The sequence below is a fragment of the Leisingera daeponensis genome (genome assembly GCF_019801465.1).
Lineage (GTDB): Bacteria > Pseudomonadota > Alphaproteobacteria > Rhodobacterales > Rhodobacteraceae > Leisingera > Leisingera daeponensis_A.
In genome coordinates this window covers 256,018-269,752 of sequence record NZ_JAHVJA010000002.1, presented here as the reverse complement: position 1 = coordinate 269,752, position 13,735 = coordinate 256,018, and the positions used below count along the sequence as shown (strand labels likewise).

17 protein-coding genes are annotated in these 13,735 nt (G+C 66.4%); 10 read left to right on the top strand and 7 right to left on the bottom strand.

The features are described from left to right. Positions 1-8 precede the first annotated feature (8 nt). Entirely contained in the window at positions 9-446 is a 438-nt protein-coding gene (locus KUV26_RS06085) for a low molecular weight protein-tyrosine-phosphatase (protein WP_222507701.1), read from the top strand. A 1-nt stretch (position 447) separates the two neighbouring features. Here KUV26_RS06085 and KUV26_RS06080 read toward each other — a convergent pair whose 3' ends face one another. The 3 genes from KUV26_RS06080 to KUV26_RS06070 all read right to left on the bottom strand — a co-directional run bounded on the left by KUV26_RS06080 (position 448) and on the right by KUV26_RS06070 (position 2,287). Next, positions 448-1,413, bottom strand: a complete 966-nt coding sequence (locus KUV26_RS06080; protein ID WP_222507700.1) for a LysR family transcriptional regulator — start codon at positions 1,411-1,413, stop codon at positions 448-450. Between the two features lie 219 nt (positions 1,414-1,632). Further along, positions 1,633-1,944 (bottom strand): hypothetical protein, encoded by a 312-nt coding sequence (locus tag KUV26_RS06075; protein WP_222504534.1) that lies wholly within the window; start codon positions 1,942-1,944, stop codon positions 1,633-1,635. A gap of 160 nt (positions 1,945-2,104) precedes the next feature. Further along, a complete protein-coding gene (locus tag KUV26_RS06070) occupies positions 2,105-2,287 on the bottom strand; it encodes a hypothetical protein (RefSeq protein WP_222504533.1) in 183 nt (60 codons plus the stop codon). A gap of 308 nt (positions 2,288-2,595) precedes the next feature. Between KUV26_RS06070 and lepA the strand changes: the two genes are divergently transcribed. The 3 genes from lepA to KUV26_RS06055 all read left to right on the top strand — a co-directional run bounded on the left by lepA (position 2,596) and on the right by KUV26_RS06055 (position 5,364). Next, positions 2,596-4,410: a translation elongation factor 4 gene (lepA, locus tag KUV26_RS06065; RefSeq protein ID WP_222507699.1), complete on the top strand. Its 1,815-nt coding sequence runs from the start codon at positions 2,596-2,598 to the stop codon at positions 4,408-4,410. A gap of 282 nt (positions 4,411-4,692) precedes the next feature. Continuing rightward, positions 4,693-5,010, top strand: coding sequence for a hypothetical protein (locus KUV26_RS06060; RefSeq protein ID WP_222507698.1), 318 nt, complete (start codon positions 4,693-4,695; stop codon positions 5,008-5,010). A gap of 111 nt (positions 5,011-5,121) precedes the next feature. Further along, positions 5,122-5,364 carry a hypothetical protein gene (locus tag KUV26_RS06055; RefSeq protein WP_222504530.1) on the top strand — a complete coding sequence of 81 codons (243 nt, stop codon included), beginning with the start codon at positions 5,122-5,124 and terminating at the stop codon, positions 5,362-5,364. A 73-nt stretch (positions 5,365-5,437) separates the two neighbouring features. On the opposite strand, the gene KUV26_RS06050 is transcribed toward KUV26_RS06055, so the two are convergent. After that, positions 5,438-5,575 carry an entericidin A/B family lipoprotein gene (locus tag KUV26_RS06050; RefSeq protein WP_222504529.1) on the bottom strand — a complete coding sequence of 46 codons (138 nt, stop codon included), beginning with the start codon at positions 5,573-5,575 and terminating at the stop codon, positions 5,438-5,440. A gap of 190 nt (positions 5,576-5,765) precedes the next feature. Between KUV26_RS06050 and KUV26_RS06045 the strand changes: the two genes are divergently transcribed. The 5 genes from KUV26_RS06045 (at position 5,766) to KUV26_RS06025 (ending at position 10,200) form a co-directional block, all read left to right on the top strand. Next, positions 5,766-6,092 (top strand): TraR/DksA family transcriptional regulator, encoded by a 327-nt coding sequence (locus tag KUV26_RS06045; protein ID WP_222504528.1) that lies wholly within the window; start codon positions 5,766-5,768, stop codon positions 6,090-6,092. 152 nt (positions 6,093-6,244) lie between these two features. Then, positions 6,245-6,559, top strand: a complete 315-nt coding sequence (locus KUV26_RS06040) for a hypothetical protein (protein WP_222504527.1) — start codon at positions 6,245-6,247, stop codon at positions 6,557-6,559. Between the two features lie 211 nt (positions 6,560-6,770). Further along, positions 6,771-7,424 (top strand): protein-L-isoaspartate O-methyltransferase family protein, encoded by a 654-nt coding sequence (locus KUV26_RS06035; protein ID WP_222507697.1) that lies wholly within the window; start codon positions 6,771-6,773, stop codon positions 7,422-7,424. 129 nt (positions 7,425-7,553) lie between these two features. Beyond that, a complete protein-coding gene (locus tag KUV26_RS06030; protein ID WP_222507696.1) occupies positions 7,554-8,978 on the top strand; it encodes a TolC family outer membrane protein in 1,425 nt (474 codons plus the stop codon). Positions 8,979-9,054: 76 nt separating this feature from the next. Next, positions 9,055-10,200 (top strand): hypothetical protein, encoded by a 1,146-nt coding sequence (locus KUV26_RS06025; protein WP_222507695.1) that lies wholly within the window; start codon positions 9,055-9,057, stop codon positions 10,198-10,200. Between the two features lie 67 nt (positions 10,201-10,267). Here KUV26_RS06025 and KUV26_RS06020 read toward each other — a convergent pair whose 3' ends face one another. Together KUV26_RS06020 and KUV26_RS06015 are read right to left on the bottom strand one after the other, a co-directional pair. Next, positions 10,268-11,722 (bottom strand): cobyric acid synthase, encoded by a 1,455-nt coding sequence (locus KUV26_RS06020; protein WP_222507694.1) that lies wholly within the window; start codon positions 11,720-11,722, stop codon positions 10,268-10,270. A gap of 193 nt (positions 11,723-11,915) precedes the next feature. After that, on the bottom strand, positions 11,916-12,233 hold the full coding sequence (locus KUV26_RS06015) for a DUF6280 family protein (protein WP_008556013.1): 318 nt from the start codon (positions 12,231-12,233) through the stop codon (positions 11,916-11,918). Positions 12,234-12,452: 219 nt separating this feature from the next. On the opposite strand from KUV26_RS06015, the gene efp reads away from it, so the two are divergent. Beyond that, on the top strand, positions 12,453-13,016 hold the full coding sequence (efp, locus tag KUV26_RS06010) for an elongation factor P (RefSeq protein ID WP_174146538.1): 564 nt from the start codon (positions 12,453-12,455) through the stop codon (positions 13,014-13,016). A gap of 135 nt (positions 13,017-13,151) precedes the next feature. Here efp and KUV26_RS06005 read toward each other — a convergent pair whose 3' ends face one another. Next, positions 13,152-13,688: a hypothetical protein gene (locus KUV26_RS06005; RefSeq protein ID WP_261398801.1), complete on the bottom strand. Its 537-nt coding sequence runs from the start codon at positions 13,686-13,688 to the stop codon at positions 13,152-13,154. Positions 13,689-13,735 lie beyond the last annotated feature (47 nt).

The window sequence follows — 13,735 nt, the reverse complement described above, 5'->3', positions numbered from 1 at the left end:
GTTTGCCAATGCCTACCCGTATTCTGTTTGTCTGCCTAGGAAACATCTGCCGCTCCCCCGCGGCAGAGGGCGTGTTCCGTGCGCTCTGCCCCGAGGCGGAGACCGACAGCGCCGGCACTGCCTCCTACCATGTTGGAGAGCCGCCCTACGGCCCGATGCAGGCAGCGGCGCGGGCGCGGGGGCTGGATATCTCCGACCTGCGCGCGCGGCAGTTCCGGCGCGGCGATTTCGAGGCTTTCGACCTGATCATCGCGATGGATGCCAGCAACCTGGAGAACATCGAGAGGCTGCGCCCGGCAGGCAGCGTGACCCCGGTGCGCCTGTTCACCGACTACGCGCCTGACACCGGTGCCGATCACGTGCCGGATCCCTATTACACCCGCGATTTCGACGGCTGCCTGGACCTGATCGAAACGGCCGCCAAGGGGCTGAAAGCCGCTCTCTGAGTCAGCCGGCGATCACCCGGAAGCCGCCTGCCAGGAACGGCAGCTGCTGCACCGCCGGGTCGATCATCTGGGTCTGCACCAGGCGGCGTACGGTCTCTGCCACGTCCCGCGGCACCCGGTCGGCCCAGTCGGCGGCGGTGAACAGCGAGATCGTGCGGGACATCTCGCCGAACGGCAGCGGGAAGGCGTCGATCTGGTCGTGGAAACGGCCGGCGCGCATGTAGCCCAGCGGCGTGGTGATCGCCCAGCCGATCCGCCGCGCCACCATCGCCATCAGCGCCAGGTGCGAGCCGACCTCGAAGCGGTTCTCGAATTCCAGCTTCTGGCGGCTCAGCAGCCCCTCGATCTGCTGCGAGATCAGCTGCTCGCGGGCATAGCGCAGGAACGGCAGCCCCTGCAGCTGTTCCGCCGCCTGCGCCGCGTCGGAAACCGTGCCGCGCGGCGCAACCAGGATGAACGGGTCGCGCACCAGCGGGTACTCCACCAGCCCTTCGTGCAGGCCCCCGGCGGTGGCGGCGACGGCAATATGCAGGTCGCGCGCCTCCATCGCCCGCACGATGTCATGGCTGGAGGCGGTGATCATCTTGAACCGGCACTGGGTCAGGCTGTCGGCCAGGATGGTGGCCAGCCGCGGCGTCAGGTCATTGTCGAAATCATCAATCAGCCCGATCGACAGCGCCTGCAGGTGGGTGAGATCCATCACCGTCAGCTCGCTCTGGGCCAGCCGCAGCTCGCCCAGCACCGCCTCGGTCCGGGCCAGAAAGCTGCGCCCGGCGGCGGTCAGCACCATCGGGCGGCGGCCATGGTCGATCAGCTCGCTGTCCAGCGCCTTTTCAAGGTTGCGCATCTGCTGGCTGACCGCAGGCTGGCTGAGGCCGGTCATCTCGGCAGCCTGCGCTACGGACCCGGTCTTGGCCAAAGCCTCAAACACTTCCAGCCCGCGCAGGGTAACGCCCTTGATCAACATATGAACTGCTCCAATACCTTGCGCCGTTCTTTGCGGTTTGAGCCGGGCCGGTCAAGGGTGGCAATGCCGCAGCCTTTCCCCCTTGCGAAAATGCCGCACAGCGGATGCATCAAAGGCAGGGCCGGCCCAGAGGCGGCGGGAAAACAGTGCCCGGCATTCAGAAAAACAAAAAGGCGCCCCGAAGGACGCCCCCGCTGCCGCGGTCCGGGCGGTGCCGGTTCAGCCGCAGCTGCGTGCCGCGTGGTCGCCGAAGGCCTTGTAGCGCAGCCACAGCCGCTCGTCGTTGCGGTTGCTGGACTGGCGCACCACCTGGGCCTGATGCGGATCGGCGAACCACTTGGAGACCTTCTTGCGCTCCGAGGCCGTCAGGCTGCGGTCCGCCACCTTCTGGATGCAGCTGCACAGGGACGGCGAGGCCGCGGTGCGGTCCGACTGGCGGCAGGCGCGCTCAATGGCGCCGGCCTCGGCGCCGGCCGGTGCCAGTGCGGCAAGAAAGCCTGCGCAAAGCGCGGTTGTCAGGAAAGATTTCATCTGCTTGTGCCCCGTTTTTGGCAAGCGGGTCTGCTGCCCGCGGTATTGGCCGCACTATGCCGCAATCCGGCGCTGTTTTCAATCGTGGTAAACGGGGTCCCGGGGCCTGGCCACAAGGGGCTGGAGCGCCGGCGGCCCGGCCCTCCAGCGCTGGTTTTGCTCAGGCCTGGTTCGGTCCGCGCATTGCGCGCACCGCCTGGCGCACGGCTTTCCAGTCCGCCGCCTCATCGTCCTTGCCGGCCTCTTCGCAGGCGCGCATCTTCTGCGCGGCTTCGGCCTCGGCCTTGTCGCCATGCGCGCTGTACAGCGCGCGGGCATATTCAGTGGCTTTGATTGCATCCATGCGGGTCGTCCTCCTTTGCTGTGTCACCCACCAGAGGGCCGCGCGTTTCGCGGGTACCGAGGGACTATAGCGCATTTTGACGGAAAGCGCAGGGGGCAGGGAGAATTTGAGGCGTTCGGGGCGGGGCGGCAGGGGGCGGCGGGCGGCCTCCCGGGGCGCAAACACGGCCTTCCGCCGGGCCGAGAGCCGTGCCGCGCGGGAAGCGGCGGCGGCAGCCTGCTGCTGCGGGCGGCCCGCATGCAATAAGGGGCCCGGTCCGTGAACGTGCCACCTTGACCAAACCCCGAATCCAAATCATATGCCTCAGCATGACTGACCTCGCTCATATCCGCAATTTCTCCATCGTCGCCCATATCGACCATGGCAAATCCACCCTCGCTGACCGGCTCATCCAGGAGACCGGAACGGTGAAGGACCGTGACATGAAGGAACAGCTGCTCGACGCCATGGACATCGAGCGCGAGCGCGGGATCACCATCAAGGCCAACACCGTGCGCATCGACTACAAGGCGCAGGACGGCGAAACCTATGTGCTGAACCTGATCGACACCCCCGGCCACGTCGACTTTGCCTATGAAGTCTCCCGCTCCATGCGCGCGGTCGAAGGCTCGCTGCTGGTCGTCGACTCGACCCAAGGCGTCGAGGCGCAGACGCTGGCCAACGTCTACCAGGCGATCGACGCGGATCATGAGATCGTTCCCGTCCTGAACAAGATCGACCTGCCGGCCTCCGACTGCGACCGGGTGGCGGAGCAGATCGAGGACGTGATCGGCATCGACGCCACCGGCGCCATCCAGGTCTCGGCCAAGACCGGCCAGGGCATCCGCGAAACCCTGGAGGCCATCGTCCAGCACCTGCCCGCGCCGCAGGGCACCCGCGACGCGCCGCTGAAGGCCATGCTGGTCGACAGCTGGTACGACAGCTACCTCGGCGTGATCGTTCTGGTCCGCATCATGGACGGCGTCCTCAAAAAAGGCATGCGCGTCAAGTTCATGTCCAACAACACCCTGCACCACGTCGACCGCATCGGCGTGTTCCGCCCCGCCATGCAGGTGGTGGATGAGCTGGGGCCGGGCGAGATCGGCTTCCTCACCGCCTCGATCAAGCAGGTGCGCGACACCCGCGTCGGCGACACCATCACCAACGACCGCAACGGCACCGACAAAGCCCTGCCGGGCTTCAAACCCGCCCAGCCGGTGGTGTTCTGCGGGTTGTTCCCGGTCGATTCAGCTGAGTTCGAAGACCTGCGCGACGCCATCGACAAGCTGGCCCTGAACGACGCGTCCTTCTCGTTTGAAATGGAAACCTCCGCCGCCCTCGGCTTCGGCTTCCGCTGCGGCTTCCTCGGCCTCTTGCACCTGGAAGTCATCCGCGACCGGATCGAACGCGAATACAACATTGAGCTGATCACGACGGCTCCATCGGTGATCTACCACGTCTACATGAAGGGCAAGGACAATGTGCCCGGCGAGATGATCGAGCTCCACAACCCCGCCGACATGCCCGACCCCTCCAAGGTCGACCACATCCAGGAGCCGCGCATCAAGGCGACCATCCTGGTGCCGGACGAATACCTCGGCGACGTGCTGAAGCTTTGCCAGGACCGCCGCGGCATCCAGATGGATCTGTCCTACGCCGGCTCCCGCGCCATGGTGGTCTATGACCTGCCGCTCAATGAGGTGGTGTTCGACTTCTATGACCGCCTGAAATCGGTGACCAAGGGCTATGCCTCCTTCGACTACCAGATGACCGGCTACCGCCAGGACAATCTGGTCAAGATGTCGGTCTTGGTGAATGACGAGCCGGTCGATGCGCTCTCCACCATGGTCCACCGCGACCGGGCCGAGATGCGCGGCCGGGCGATGTGCGAGAAGCTCAAGGAGCTGATCCCGCGCCACATGTTCAAGATCCCGATCCAGGCTGCCATCGGCGGCAAGGTGATCGCCCGCGAGACCCTCTCCGCCCTGCGCAAGGACGTGACCGCCAAATGCTACGGCGGCGACGCCACCCGGAAGCGGAAACTGCTGGACAAGCAGAAAGCGGGCAAGAAGAAGATGCGCCAGTTCGGCAAGGTGGACATCCCGCAAGAGGCGTTTATTTCCGCCCTCAAAATGGACAGCTAAGGCTGTCCCTTCTCGAGGGCGCGCGGGCGAAAGTGGTTGGCATAGCCAACTGCGTGCCCGCACTCCGGCGTTCTGCGGCGGAAACGAGACCTTTTCAAACGGTTGCAACACGGGGCTTCGGCCCCGTTTTCTGTTTCTGGCGATTGCCACCTTCCCGCCCGGCCGAGAGGCCGGGCAGCGCCCGATCCGCCCCCACGGGCGGGCGCTTCGCACCCACCCTCGGACCGGGTGCTGCCCTCCGCGTGCTGATCGAACCGAGGGTTTCCAAAAGGCCCAATGCACATGACAGATTTCGCCGCGGTTTCCCGGAACTCACCATTCATCCTGCCGTTTTCGGACATCGCCGGATTCCTGGCGTTTGCCAGAAAACAGGGGGTGGCGATTGCCAGAATTGAGGCGCTGGACGGCAGCGGAAACCTTGTCAGCTATCCAGTGGCCGGAAGCCCGGACGCCCCGCTTGCCATCGCGTCTTTCCTGTTTCAGTTCAGCGAAAACAGCGCGCAGGACCTGGCTGCGTCTTTCAGCTACTACAAGCAAGTTCTGGCTGAAGTCACCGCCGAAGCCGGTTGGGAAGCGATGATCTGGCTGACGGAGGCCTGATTGGCCCATGCGCCACTCTCCGCGCATCCGCGGCCGGGCCACCATTCCGCTGCTGAAAACGCGCGCATTCCGTGTTATCCTCCGCCCGGTTCATCTGGGGAGGATAACACCATGAAACACCTGACTTTGGCCGCCGCGATCACCCTCTTGGCGTCGCCGCTTCTGGCCGGGCAGTGCCCCGCCGACATCGCCGCCATCGATGCTGCGCTGGCGGCCGGGACGGAGCTGTCGGAGGAAGACCTGGCAACCGTTCAGGAACTCCGCGACGAGGGGCAAAGCTTGCATGACAGCGGCGATCATGATGCCTCGGTCGCGACCCTGGCCGAAGCCAAGGGGCTGCTGGGGATCGAATAACCGGCAAAAAGAAAAACGCCCGGCGGCAAACCGGGCGTTTCAGGTCAGCTCTGCCGCTCCGGGGCAGGGCGGTTCAGAAGCTGTTCTGCACGTCCTGCGCGGCGCCGCTGATCGCGTTGCCGGCCTTGGAAATGTCGCGCCCGGCGCCCTTGGCGGTCTCGCAGGCCGCCAGCCCCAGCAGCATCAGCGCACAGGTCAAAATCCGCATCATCGGTGAAGGCTCCTCATCTCTGCTCAAACCTTGTCTGCAGATGTCTAGCAAGCCGCCCCGGCCCATACCAGAGGATTTGCAGGCCGGCCGATTTGCAGGCGGACGGACCGGGCGGAGTTGAGCGAGGTCAAGGCGGCGCAGGCCGCGCCGGGCCAGGCTGCGGCGGAACCGGAACAGGAGGACTGACCCAATGGACCTGACCACCCGCAAACAGGCGCTGGAGGCGCGCCGCGCTGAACTGACCGGCCATCTTGCCAAGGTCGAGCACACGCTGGACGCGCCGATGCCGAAGGACTGGGAGGACCGCGCCTCCGAGCGCCAGGGCGACGAGGTGCTGGAAAGCCTCGGCAAGGCGGAGCTGGACGAGCTGCGCCGGATCGACGCTGCGCTGGAGCGGATCAAGGCGGGCACCTACGGCGTCTGCGCTGCTTGCGGAGAGCGGATTTCGGACGCGCGGCTGGACCTGCTGCCCGCAGCTCCCCTGTGCAAGACCTGCGCCGGCGCCGCAGCCGGGTAGGCGCAGCCTCCGGTTCGATGGGGATTTACCAGAAAATTGCAACTTATAAGGTAGTGCAATCCCCGTAAATCGCGAGTACCTTGACCTCGATCAAGGAGCCAGAATTGACCCGGGGGCAAATTGCGCGAAACCTGAACTGGAGGGCTTGGACGATGGACTTTTCCGCCAGAAAACGAGTGCTGGAGGCGCGCCGCCTGCAGCTGGCCGGACTGCTGACCCGAACCGCAAAGGCGCCGCAGGCGGCCCGCATGGGCTCCCGCCGGCAGCCGCGGGCAGAGCGGCCGGCAGGCTGCGCCATCGAGGTGCCGCCGCGCGGCAGCCTGGAGGAACTGCGCCGGATCGAGGCCGCGCTGGCCCGCCTGCGCGAGGGTTCCTACGGCTATTGCCGGATCTGCGGCGACGACATGAGCGACGACTGGCTGGACCAGCGTCCGGCTTCTCCCTTCTGTAAGTCCTGCGCGCAGTAGCCGCGCGGCCCTCGGCGGCGGCTCTGCCGCGCATCCCGTTCCTTTCAGACCAGCGGCCCACGGGGCTGCTGGTTTTTTACGTATCGGGCCGGGGCCGTTGCCGCGCAGCAGCGCCGCGCTACTTTAGCCCTTCGCGCGCAAAGGCCCCGTTGCCGTGCCGGGCGGGATGTGCCACAACCTGCCTGACCGACTGAACAAATGAGTTTAGCAGATGCCAGATTTCACTGAGCGCCGCCGTATGATGGTGGACACCCAGATCCGCCCTTCGGATGTCACCAAATACCCGATCATCGAGGCCATGCTGGCGGTCCCGCGGGAGAAATTCGTGCCGGACGCGCAGCGCGAGGCGGCCTATGCCGACCAGAATGTGCCGCTGGGCGGCGGCCGGGTGCTGCTGGAGCCGCGCACGCTGGCCAAGATGCTGGACGCAGTGGACCTGCAGAACGATGAACTGGTGCTCGATGTGGGCTGCGGCCTGGGCTATTCCACAGCGGTTGCCGCACGGATCGCGCAGATGGTGATCGGCGTCGAGGAGGACGAGGCAATGGCGGCGGACGCGCAGGAGCTGCTGAGCGAGACCGGCGCCGACAATGCCATCGTGCACACCGGCCCGCTGGCCGAAGGCGCAGCGGAGCATGGCGCTTATGACGTGATCCTGGTGCAGGGCGGCGCCGAGGACCTGCCCGCGGCACTGCTGGACCAGCTCAAGGACGGCGGCCGCGTTGCCGCGCTGATGGTGACCGGCGCCCTGGGTGAGGTGAAGATCGGCTACAAATCCGGCGGCCGGATCTCCTGGCGGTTCGAGTTCAACGCCAGCGCGCCGGTTCTGCCGGGCTTTGCCGCGGCACGGGAATTTGCGCTCTGAGCCTCCGGGCCGGGCGCAGCGGCGGCAGCAGCCGCGGATGAAAGGACTGGCCGGGCGCCGCGGATACAGGCGCCCGGGGCATGCAACAACTCACCGCGGCTGGCGGCGCGGCAAAAGATAAGGCAACCGATGCGAATGAAATTTCCGGCGAGTGTGTTCAAGGCTTTTGTGTTTGCCGGCGGCGTGGCGGCCACGGCGCTGGTGCCGCTGAAGGCGGCGGCGGACAATCTGTCCGACGCGATGATCGGCGCGTACAGGACCAGCGGCCTGCTGGAACAGAACCGGGCGCTCCTGCGCGCCGCCGATGAGGATGTGGCGCTGGGCATCGCCCGGCTGCGCCCGGTGATCGAATGGACGACTTCCGCCACCCATTCCTATTCCCGCGGCACCAGCCAGTTTGGCAACTTCAACGAATTCACCGACAACGACATCCGCACCCAGCTTCAGCTGACCCAGCTGGTCTATGACGGCGGCGAAACCCGCCTGCGCAAGGAGGCCGCGCAGGAACTGGTGCTGGCCACGCGGCAGCGGCTGATCAGCATCGAGCAGCAGGTGCTGTTCGCGGCTGTCCAGGCTTATGTCGGGGTGCTGCAGGGGCAGGAGAACGTCTCGCTGCGCCGCAACAACCTGCGTCTGCTGCAGGAAGAGCTGAAGGCGGCGCAGGACCGGTTCGAGGTCGGCGAGGTCACCCGCACCGATGTGGCGCTGGCCGAAAGCCGCGTGGCTGCCGCCCGCGCCAACCTGACCGATTCCGAAGGCACGCTGCGGACCGCCCGCGCCACCTATCTGCAGGTCGTCGGCCATGCGCCGGGCAGCATTGCCGGACAGCCCCGCCTGCCGTCGCGCAGCGCATCCCTCGAACAGGCGCAGTCCATTGCCCTGCGCAACCAGCCGGACCTTCTGGCGCAGCAGTTTTCGGTCAAGGCCTCCGATCTGCTGGTGCAGGCCACCACCAAGGCGCTGGGCCCGAGCGTTAACTTCACCGCCCGCGCCGGCGTTGGCGAAAACCTGAATGAAAGCACCGGCACGTCCTCCGATTTTACTGCCACGCTATCGCTCAATCAGCAGCTCTACACCGGCGGCCTCAACGCCGCGACCCGGCGCCGGGCCATCGCCTCGGCCGACGCCGAGCGGGGCACCCTGATCAACGTGCAGCGCTCGGTCCAGCAGGCAGTCAGCGCCGCCTATTTCAACGTTGAAACTGCCCGCGCCACCCTGATCTCCTCGGCTGAGCGGGTGCGCGCCTCCAAGGTGGCCTTTGACGGCATCCGCGAGGAGGCGACCCTCGGTGCCCGCACCACGCTGGATGTGCTGCAGGCAGAGCAGGAGTACCTCGACGCCCAGACCGGGCAGGTCAATGCCCGGGCCGACCAGGCGCTGGCGGCCTATCAGCTGCTGCGGGCGCAGGGGCTGCTGACCGCGGAGCACCTCGGCCTGCCGGTGGAGATCTACGATCCCACCCTGTACTACAACCTGGTCAAGGACGCGCCGGCCCAGCACAGCAAGCGCGGCAAGGACCTGGACCGGGTGCTCAAGGCCTTGGGGCGTAACTGACAATTCATCCTATCAGTTGTGCGGTGACGGGAAGGCGGCTACACTCTGACTCAAGAGGCAAGAGTGGTTTTAAGCAATGTCCGACCCAGTTACCCACGCCGAGATTGAAGATGTCCTGTCCTCGATCCGCCGCTTGGTGAGCGAAGACACACGGCAACAGCCCGCGGCGCCGGAACCGGCGGCGCGGCTGGTGCTGACACCCGCCCTGCGGGTGCAGGCGCCCGAAGCCCCCGTCAGCCGGCCCGCTGCCGCAGAGCCGGAAGCGGCGGCGGAACCTGCGGCGGATTCGGGACCGGTTGCGGGCGCGGCCGCGGAGCAGGTGCAGGAGCCTGACCCGGAAGCCGGGACTGAAACCGGAGCGCTGTTCCCGGCAGCCATCCCCGGCGCCGGGGATGCCGCGGAACCGGCAGACCCCGAAGACCCGGCGGATCCCGAAGAACTTGCGGCGCAGGAGCCGCCGCTGGCGTTCCGCCACCACAGGGAGCCGTCCGCGGCGCGGGCTGATTCCGGCGCCGCGCAAGAGGCCGGCAGAGATCAGGCCCGGCCGGCCGCAGCGGCGGAAGCTGCCGGCGCGGAACAGGCTGAAACAGACGCCCCCTGGGGCGACCCCGAAACCACCCTCTTTGCGGCCGCAGCCGGCGCCAGCCGGGGCGGTGACGCGCCCGCAGGCGGCGATGGGCCCGAGCCCATCGTCCTGGCGCCCGAGCTGGTCCGGCTCAAGGACGAGGGCCTGTCGGCCGGCACCGCGGGCGCCCGCGCCGCATCGGTTGTCCGCAAGATCGCCGAGATGGAAGCGCGCAGCGCCGCTGCGCAGGGCCGCGCCCAGCAGCATTGGGAGCCGGACAGCCAGACCGAGGCGCCTTTTGCCGGTGCCGGGCCTGACACCATCGAATGGCGGGACGAGCCGGTTCCGGCACGCCGCGGCAGCCGGGCCGATGATGCCTGGGAGACGGCTGAAGACAGCGACGGGACGGACCGCGGCGGTTCAGACGCCGGGGCATCCGCGGAAACCGCAGTGGAAGAGGCGGTTACCGGCGCGGCGATGGACAGGCTGGCGGAGGAGGGCGACAGCTACCTCGACGAGGACAGCCTGCGCGACCTGGTTGCCAGCATCGTCCGCGAGGAGCTGCAAGGCCCGCTGGGCGAACGCATCACCCGAAACGTGCGCAAGCTGGTCCGCCGCGAAATCCACCGCGCCCTGGCCGCCCACGATCTGCTGTGAACGGGACTGGCTGAAATTTTCGCTTCCGGCTCAAGAGAAAATGGGGAGCCGTGCCCCTAGGCTGGGGTCAGAACCGCACCGGCTGCGCCAGCTCCAGCAGCCGGTCCAGGTCCATGTGGCGCTCCAGGTGATCGGCCAGCGCGTCCAGCACTTCCTCGACGCCGTCCTCATATCCCGCCTGGCTTTCATGACCCAGGGCGCCCAGCACGCTGGCGCGGAAGGCATCCGAGGAGAACAGCCCGTGCAGGTAGGAGCCCTTGACGCGTCCGTCGGCTGAGGCCGCGCCCTCGGGCCGCCCGTCTATGCTGAGCCAGGCCCGGCCGCAGTCGGCACCGGTGGTGCGTCCCATGTGGATCTCGTAACCGCTCACCGGCAGGCTGCCATCGCGGGTGACCGCCTCGGTCAGGGTGACGCGCTTTTCCCCCGCCATCACCGTATGCACGTCCAGCAGGCCAAGACCCTCCACCTTGCCGGGCCGCCCGTCGACGCCCTCGGGGTCGTCGATGGTCCTGCCCAGCATCTGGTAGCCGCCGCACAGGCCGAGCACATGGCCGCCGCGCCGGTGATGCGCCAGGATGTCGATGTCCCAGCCCTGGCTGCGCAGGTAATTCAGGTCGCCGATGGTCGACTTGCTGCCCGGCAGGATAATCAGATCCGCATCGCCGGGCAGGGCGCGGCCCGGCGGCACGATCTCCACCGTCACCTCCGGCTCCGCCGCCAGCGGGTCCAGATCGTCGAAATTCGCCATCCGCTCCAGCTGCGGCACCACCACCTTGCAGGCGCCGCCCTTGTGCGAGGCGATGTCCATCATGTCTTCGGCCGGCAGTTTCCAGGCGTCCCAGAACCAAGGCACCACCCCCAGCGAGGGCCAGCCGGTGCGGGCGGCGATGTCATCGCGGCCGCCGTCGAACAGGCTCAGGTCGCCGCGGAAGCGGTTCACCATGAAGCCCACGACCCGCTCCAGGTCCTGCGGTTCCAGCACCGCATGGGTGCCGACGATCTGCGCAATCACCCCGCCGCGGTGGATGTCGCCGGCAATCACCACCGGCACCTCAGCCGCGCAGGCAAAGCCCATGTTGGCGATGTCGTTCTTGCGCAGGTTGGTCTCGGCCGGCGATCCGGCGCCCTCGATCAGCACCAGATCGGCATCTCCGGCCAGGCGGCGGTAGCTTTCCAGCGCCGCCTCCAGCAGGCCGGATTTGTCGCGCAGGAACGAGCCTGCGCCCTGGCTGCCGCGGCGCTTGCCCTGCACGATCACCTGGGCGCCGGTGTCGGTCTCGGGCTTCAGCAGCACCGGGTTCATGTCGGTATGCGGCGCACGTTTGGCGGCGCGCGCCTGCAGCGCCTGGGCGCGGCCGATCTCGCCGCCCTCGGGCGTCACCGCGGCGTTGTTCGACATGTTCTGCGGCTTGAACGGCGCCACCTTCAGCCCGCGCCGCACATAGGCGCGCGCCAGCCCCGCCACGATGAGCGACTTGCCGACATTGCTGCCGGTGCCCTGGATCATGATCGAACGCGCCATTCTGCACTCCCTGCCTGCGCCCCGTTTGTCACGGGCCTGCATAGCAGCTTAAGCGGCGCCGTCCATGGCCGCTGTGCCGGAACCGGCCCGCGGCAGCCGCCGCGCGACAGGCTGACGCTGCGGCAAGCGATGGGGTGCAAAAAGAAAAACGCGCCCCGTCAGGGCGCGCTTTTCAGCATGCAGGCAGAGGCCTTTAGGCGGCTTCAGCCTGCGCAGCGTTGCGGCGTTCGCTTTCTTCACGCGACAGGGCAACCGAGGTCCGCACACCGCGGCCCACGAAGTCCATCAGGCCTTCCACAACCCGTTCGTTCGGGTCGATGCCGGCGCAGGACAGCACTTCGCGGCCATCGCGCGAGCGCGCCCAGCGGGCGATCTGTTCCGGGCCATTGCCGTACTTTTTGTCGTCGGCGATGGCGTCATCCAGTGCGGCCAGGACAACGGCTGCAAACAGTTTGCGGGCGCGGTTGCCTTGCTCGTTATTATAAGCGGTGCCGTCTACGAAATCTCGCATCTCGTATCCCTTGTTGTTCTTGCTATTGCAATTTTCGGCGTAGCGCTGCTTATGGCGGAATTGTGACGATTCGGATAGAGCGCAGATGCATAGCATTCATGCAAATTGCGCATACCTCATTCGCACAGCTTTCACACCATATCCTTGTCTTGCCAGCGATCAGCCCGCCAGATATAGGGTCTTGCAAATTATCATCAACCATCTGAAAGGCATTTTCCCATGCCCAAGATCAACGGCAACGAAATCCGTCCCGGCAACGTGCTGGAACATAATGGCGGCCTTTGGGCAGCGGTGAAGGTCGATCACGTCAAACCCGGCAAGGGCGGTGCGTTCGCTCAGGTCGAGATGCGCAACCTGCGCAACGGCTCCAAACTGAACGAGCGGTTCCGCTCCGCGGACAAGGTGGAGCGCGTCCGCCTGGAGCAGAAGGACCAGCAGTTTCTTTATGAGAGCGACGGCATGCTGGTGTTCATGGACGCCGAAACCTACGAGCAGATCGAACTGCCCGCGGACCTGTTGGGCGACCGCCGCCCGTTCCTGCAGGACGGCATGACCATCGTGGTGGAATTCTACGAATCCGAGGCGCTGAACGCGACCCTGCCGCAGAAGGTCACCTGCAAGATCGTCGAGACCGAGCCGGTCGTCAAAGGCCAGACCGCAGCGAACTCCTTCAAGCCGGCGATCCTCGACAACGGCGTCAAGGTGATGGTGCCGCCGTTTGTCGGCCAGGACGAGATGATCGTGGTGAACACCGAGACCATGGAATATTCCGAGCGCGCCTGACCCAAGACGCACCCCGGAAAGCAGAAAGCCGCCCTCCCTCGGGGGCGGCTTTTTCCATGGCGGAACGGCACCTGGGACTTTTCTGAAAAGTCTTGCGCAACAGTTTTCGGAAAGCTTCGCCCAGACGCCGCAGGATCACCCGGCAGGCAGCGCCAGGTCAAACCCGCATTCATCCATCATCTTGCCGTAGGCGGCGGTGAAGCCGCTGAGCGACGCCTCATAAAACATGTCGGTCCCGGCCCAGATCTCCACCCAGCGGCCCTGTTTCATTGCCTGCAGCATCGGCAGATGGTCCTGAAACCGAAGCGCGCTTTCGGCTTCGGCCAGCCCTTCCTCGCTGATCCAGGAATTGATCCCGGCCGCGAAGGAGAATGTCCGGTCAAAGTCAAAGATGAAATCCACCGTGCCGCCCTGCTGCATCAGGGTCGGGTAATGGCGCGGAGCATACTCCTGCACCTTGGCCATCGGGTAGCGGGCAGGCGGGCCGGCATCGCCGGAAAACACCTCCAGCGCCAGCAGCGGATCGCCATCGCCGCCGGTCCAGGCGCGGCAGGTCAGATAGCTGTCCTGTTCCGTTTCATGCGGCTCTGTGGCGACATGCCAGTCCTTGTAGCTCCAGTAGTCCGCCAAAGCAGGGGAGGCCGCCAGCGCGGCGGCGCAAGCTGCAAACATCAGACGCATCAAATACCCTTTCTGCAATTCCGGCGGCGACCCTAGCG

What these genes read in the sequence shown, in the direction of transcription:
- efp (WP_174146538.1), top strand. Translation starts at nt 12,453, where the DNA reads ATGCCCAAGATCAACGGCAACGAAATCCGTCCCGGCAACGTGCTGGAA.
- KUV26_RS06070 (WP_222504533.1), bottom strand. Translation starts at nt 2,287, where the DNA reads ATGGATGCAATCAAAGCCACTGAATATGCCCGCGCGCTGTACAGCGCG.
- KUV26_RS06015 (WP_008556013.1), bottom strand. Translation starts at nt 12,233, where the DNA reads ATGCGAGATTTCGTAGACGGCACCGCTTATAATAACGAGCAAGGCAAC.
- KUV26_RS06030 (WP_222507696.1), top strand. Translation starts at nt 7,554, where the DNA reads ATGCGAATGAAATTTCCGGCGAGTGTGTTCAAGGCTTTTGTGTTTGCC.
- KUV26_RS06080 (WP_222507700.1), bottom strand. Translation starts at nt 1,413, where the DNA reads ATGTTGATCAAGGGCGTTACCCTGCGCGGGCTGGAAGTGTTTGAGGCT.
- KUV26_RS06040 (WP_222504527.1), top strand. Translation starts at nt 6,245, where the DNA reads ATGGACTTTTCCGCCAGAAAACGAGTGCTGGAGGCGCGCCGCCTGCAG.
- lepA (WP_222507699.1), top strand. Translation starts at nt 2,596, where the DNA reads ATGACTGACCTCGCTCATATCCGCAATTTCTCCATCGTCGCCCATATC.
- KUV26_RS06075 (WP_222504534.1), bottom strand. Translation starts at nt 1,944, where the DNA reads ATGAAATCTTTCCTGACAACCGCGCTTTGCGCAGGCTTTCTTGCCGCA.
- KUV26_RS06060 (WP_222507698.1), top strand. Translation starts at nt 4,693, where the DNA reads ATGACAGATTTCGCCGCGGTTTCCCGGAACTCACCATTCATCCTGCCG.
- KUV26_RS06005 (WP_261398801.1), bottom strand. Translation starts at nt 13,688, where the DNA reads ATGTTTGCAGCTTGCGCCGCCGCGCTGGCGGCCTCCCCTGCTTTGGCG.
- KUV26_RS06020 (WP_222507694.1), bottom strand. Translation starts at nt 11,722, where the DNA reads ATGGCGCGTTCGATCATGATCCAGGGCACCGGCAGCAATGTCGGCAAG.
- KUV26_RS06085 (WP_222507701.1), top strand. Translation starts at nt 9, where the DNA reads ATGCCTACCCGTATTCTGTTTGTCTGCCTAGGAAACATCTGCCGCTCC.
- KUV26_RS06045 (WP_222504528.1), top strand. Translation starts at nt 5,766, where the DNA reads ATGGACCTGACCACCCGCAAACAGGCGCTGGAGGCGCGCCGCGCTGAA.
- KUV26_RS06050 (WP_222504529.1), bottom strand. Translation starts at nt 5,575, where the DNA reads ATGATGCGGATTTTGACCTGTGCGCTGATGCTGCTGGGGCTGGCGGCC.
- KUV26_RS06055 (WP_222504530.1), top strand. Translation starts at nt 5,122, where the DNA reads ATGAAACACCTGACTTTGGCCGCCGCGATCACCCTCTTGGCGTCGCCG.
- KUV26_RS06025 (WP_222507695.1), top strand. Translation starts at nt 9,055, where the DNA reads ATGTCCGACCCAGTTACCCACGCCGAGATTGAAGATGTCCTGTCCTCG.
- KUV26_RS06035 (WP_222507697.1), top strand. Translation starts at nt 6,771, where the DNA reads ATGCCAGATTTCACTGAGCGCCGCCGTATGATGGTGGACACCCAGATC.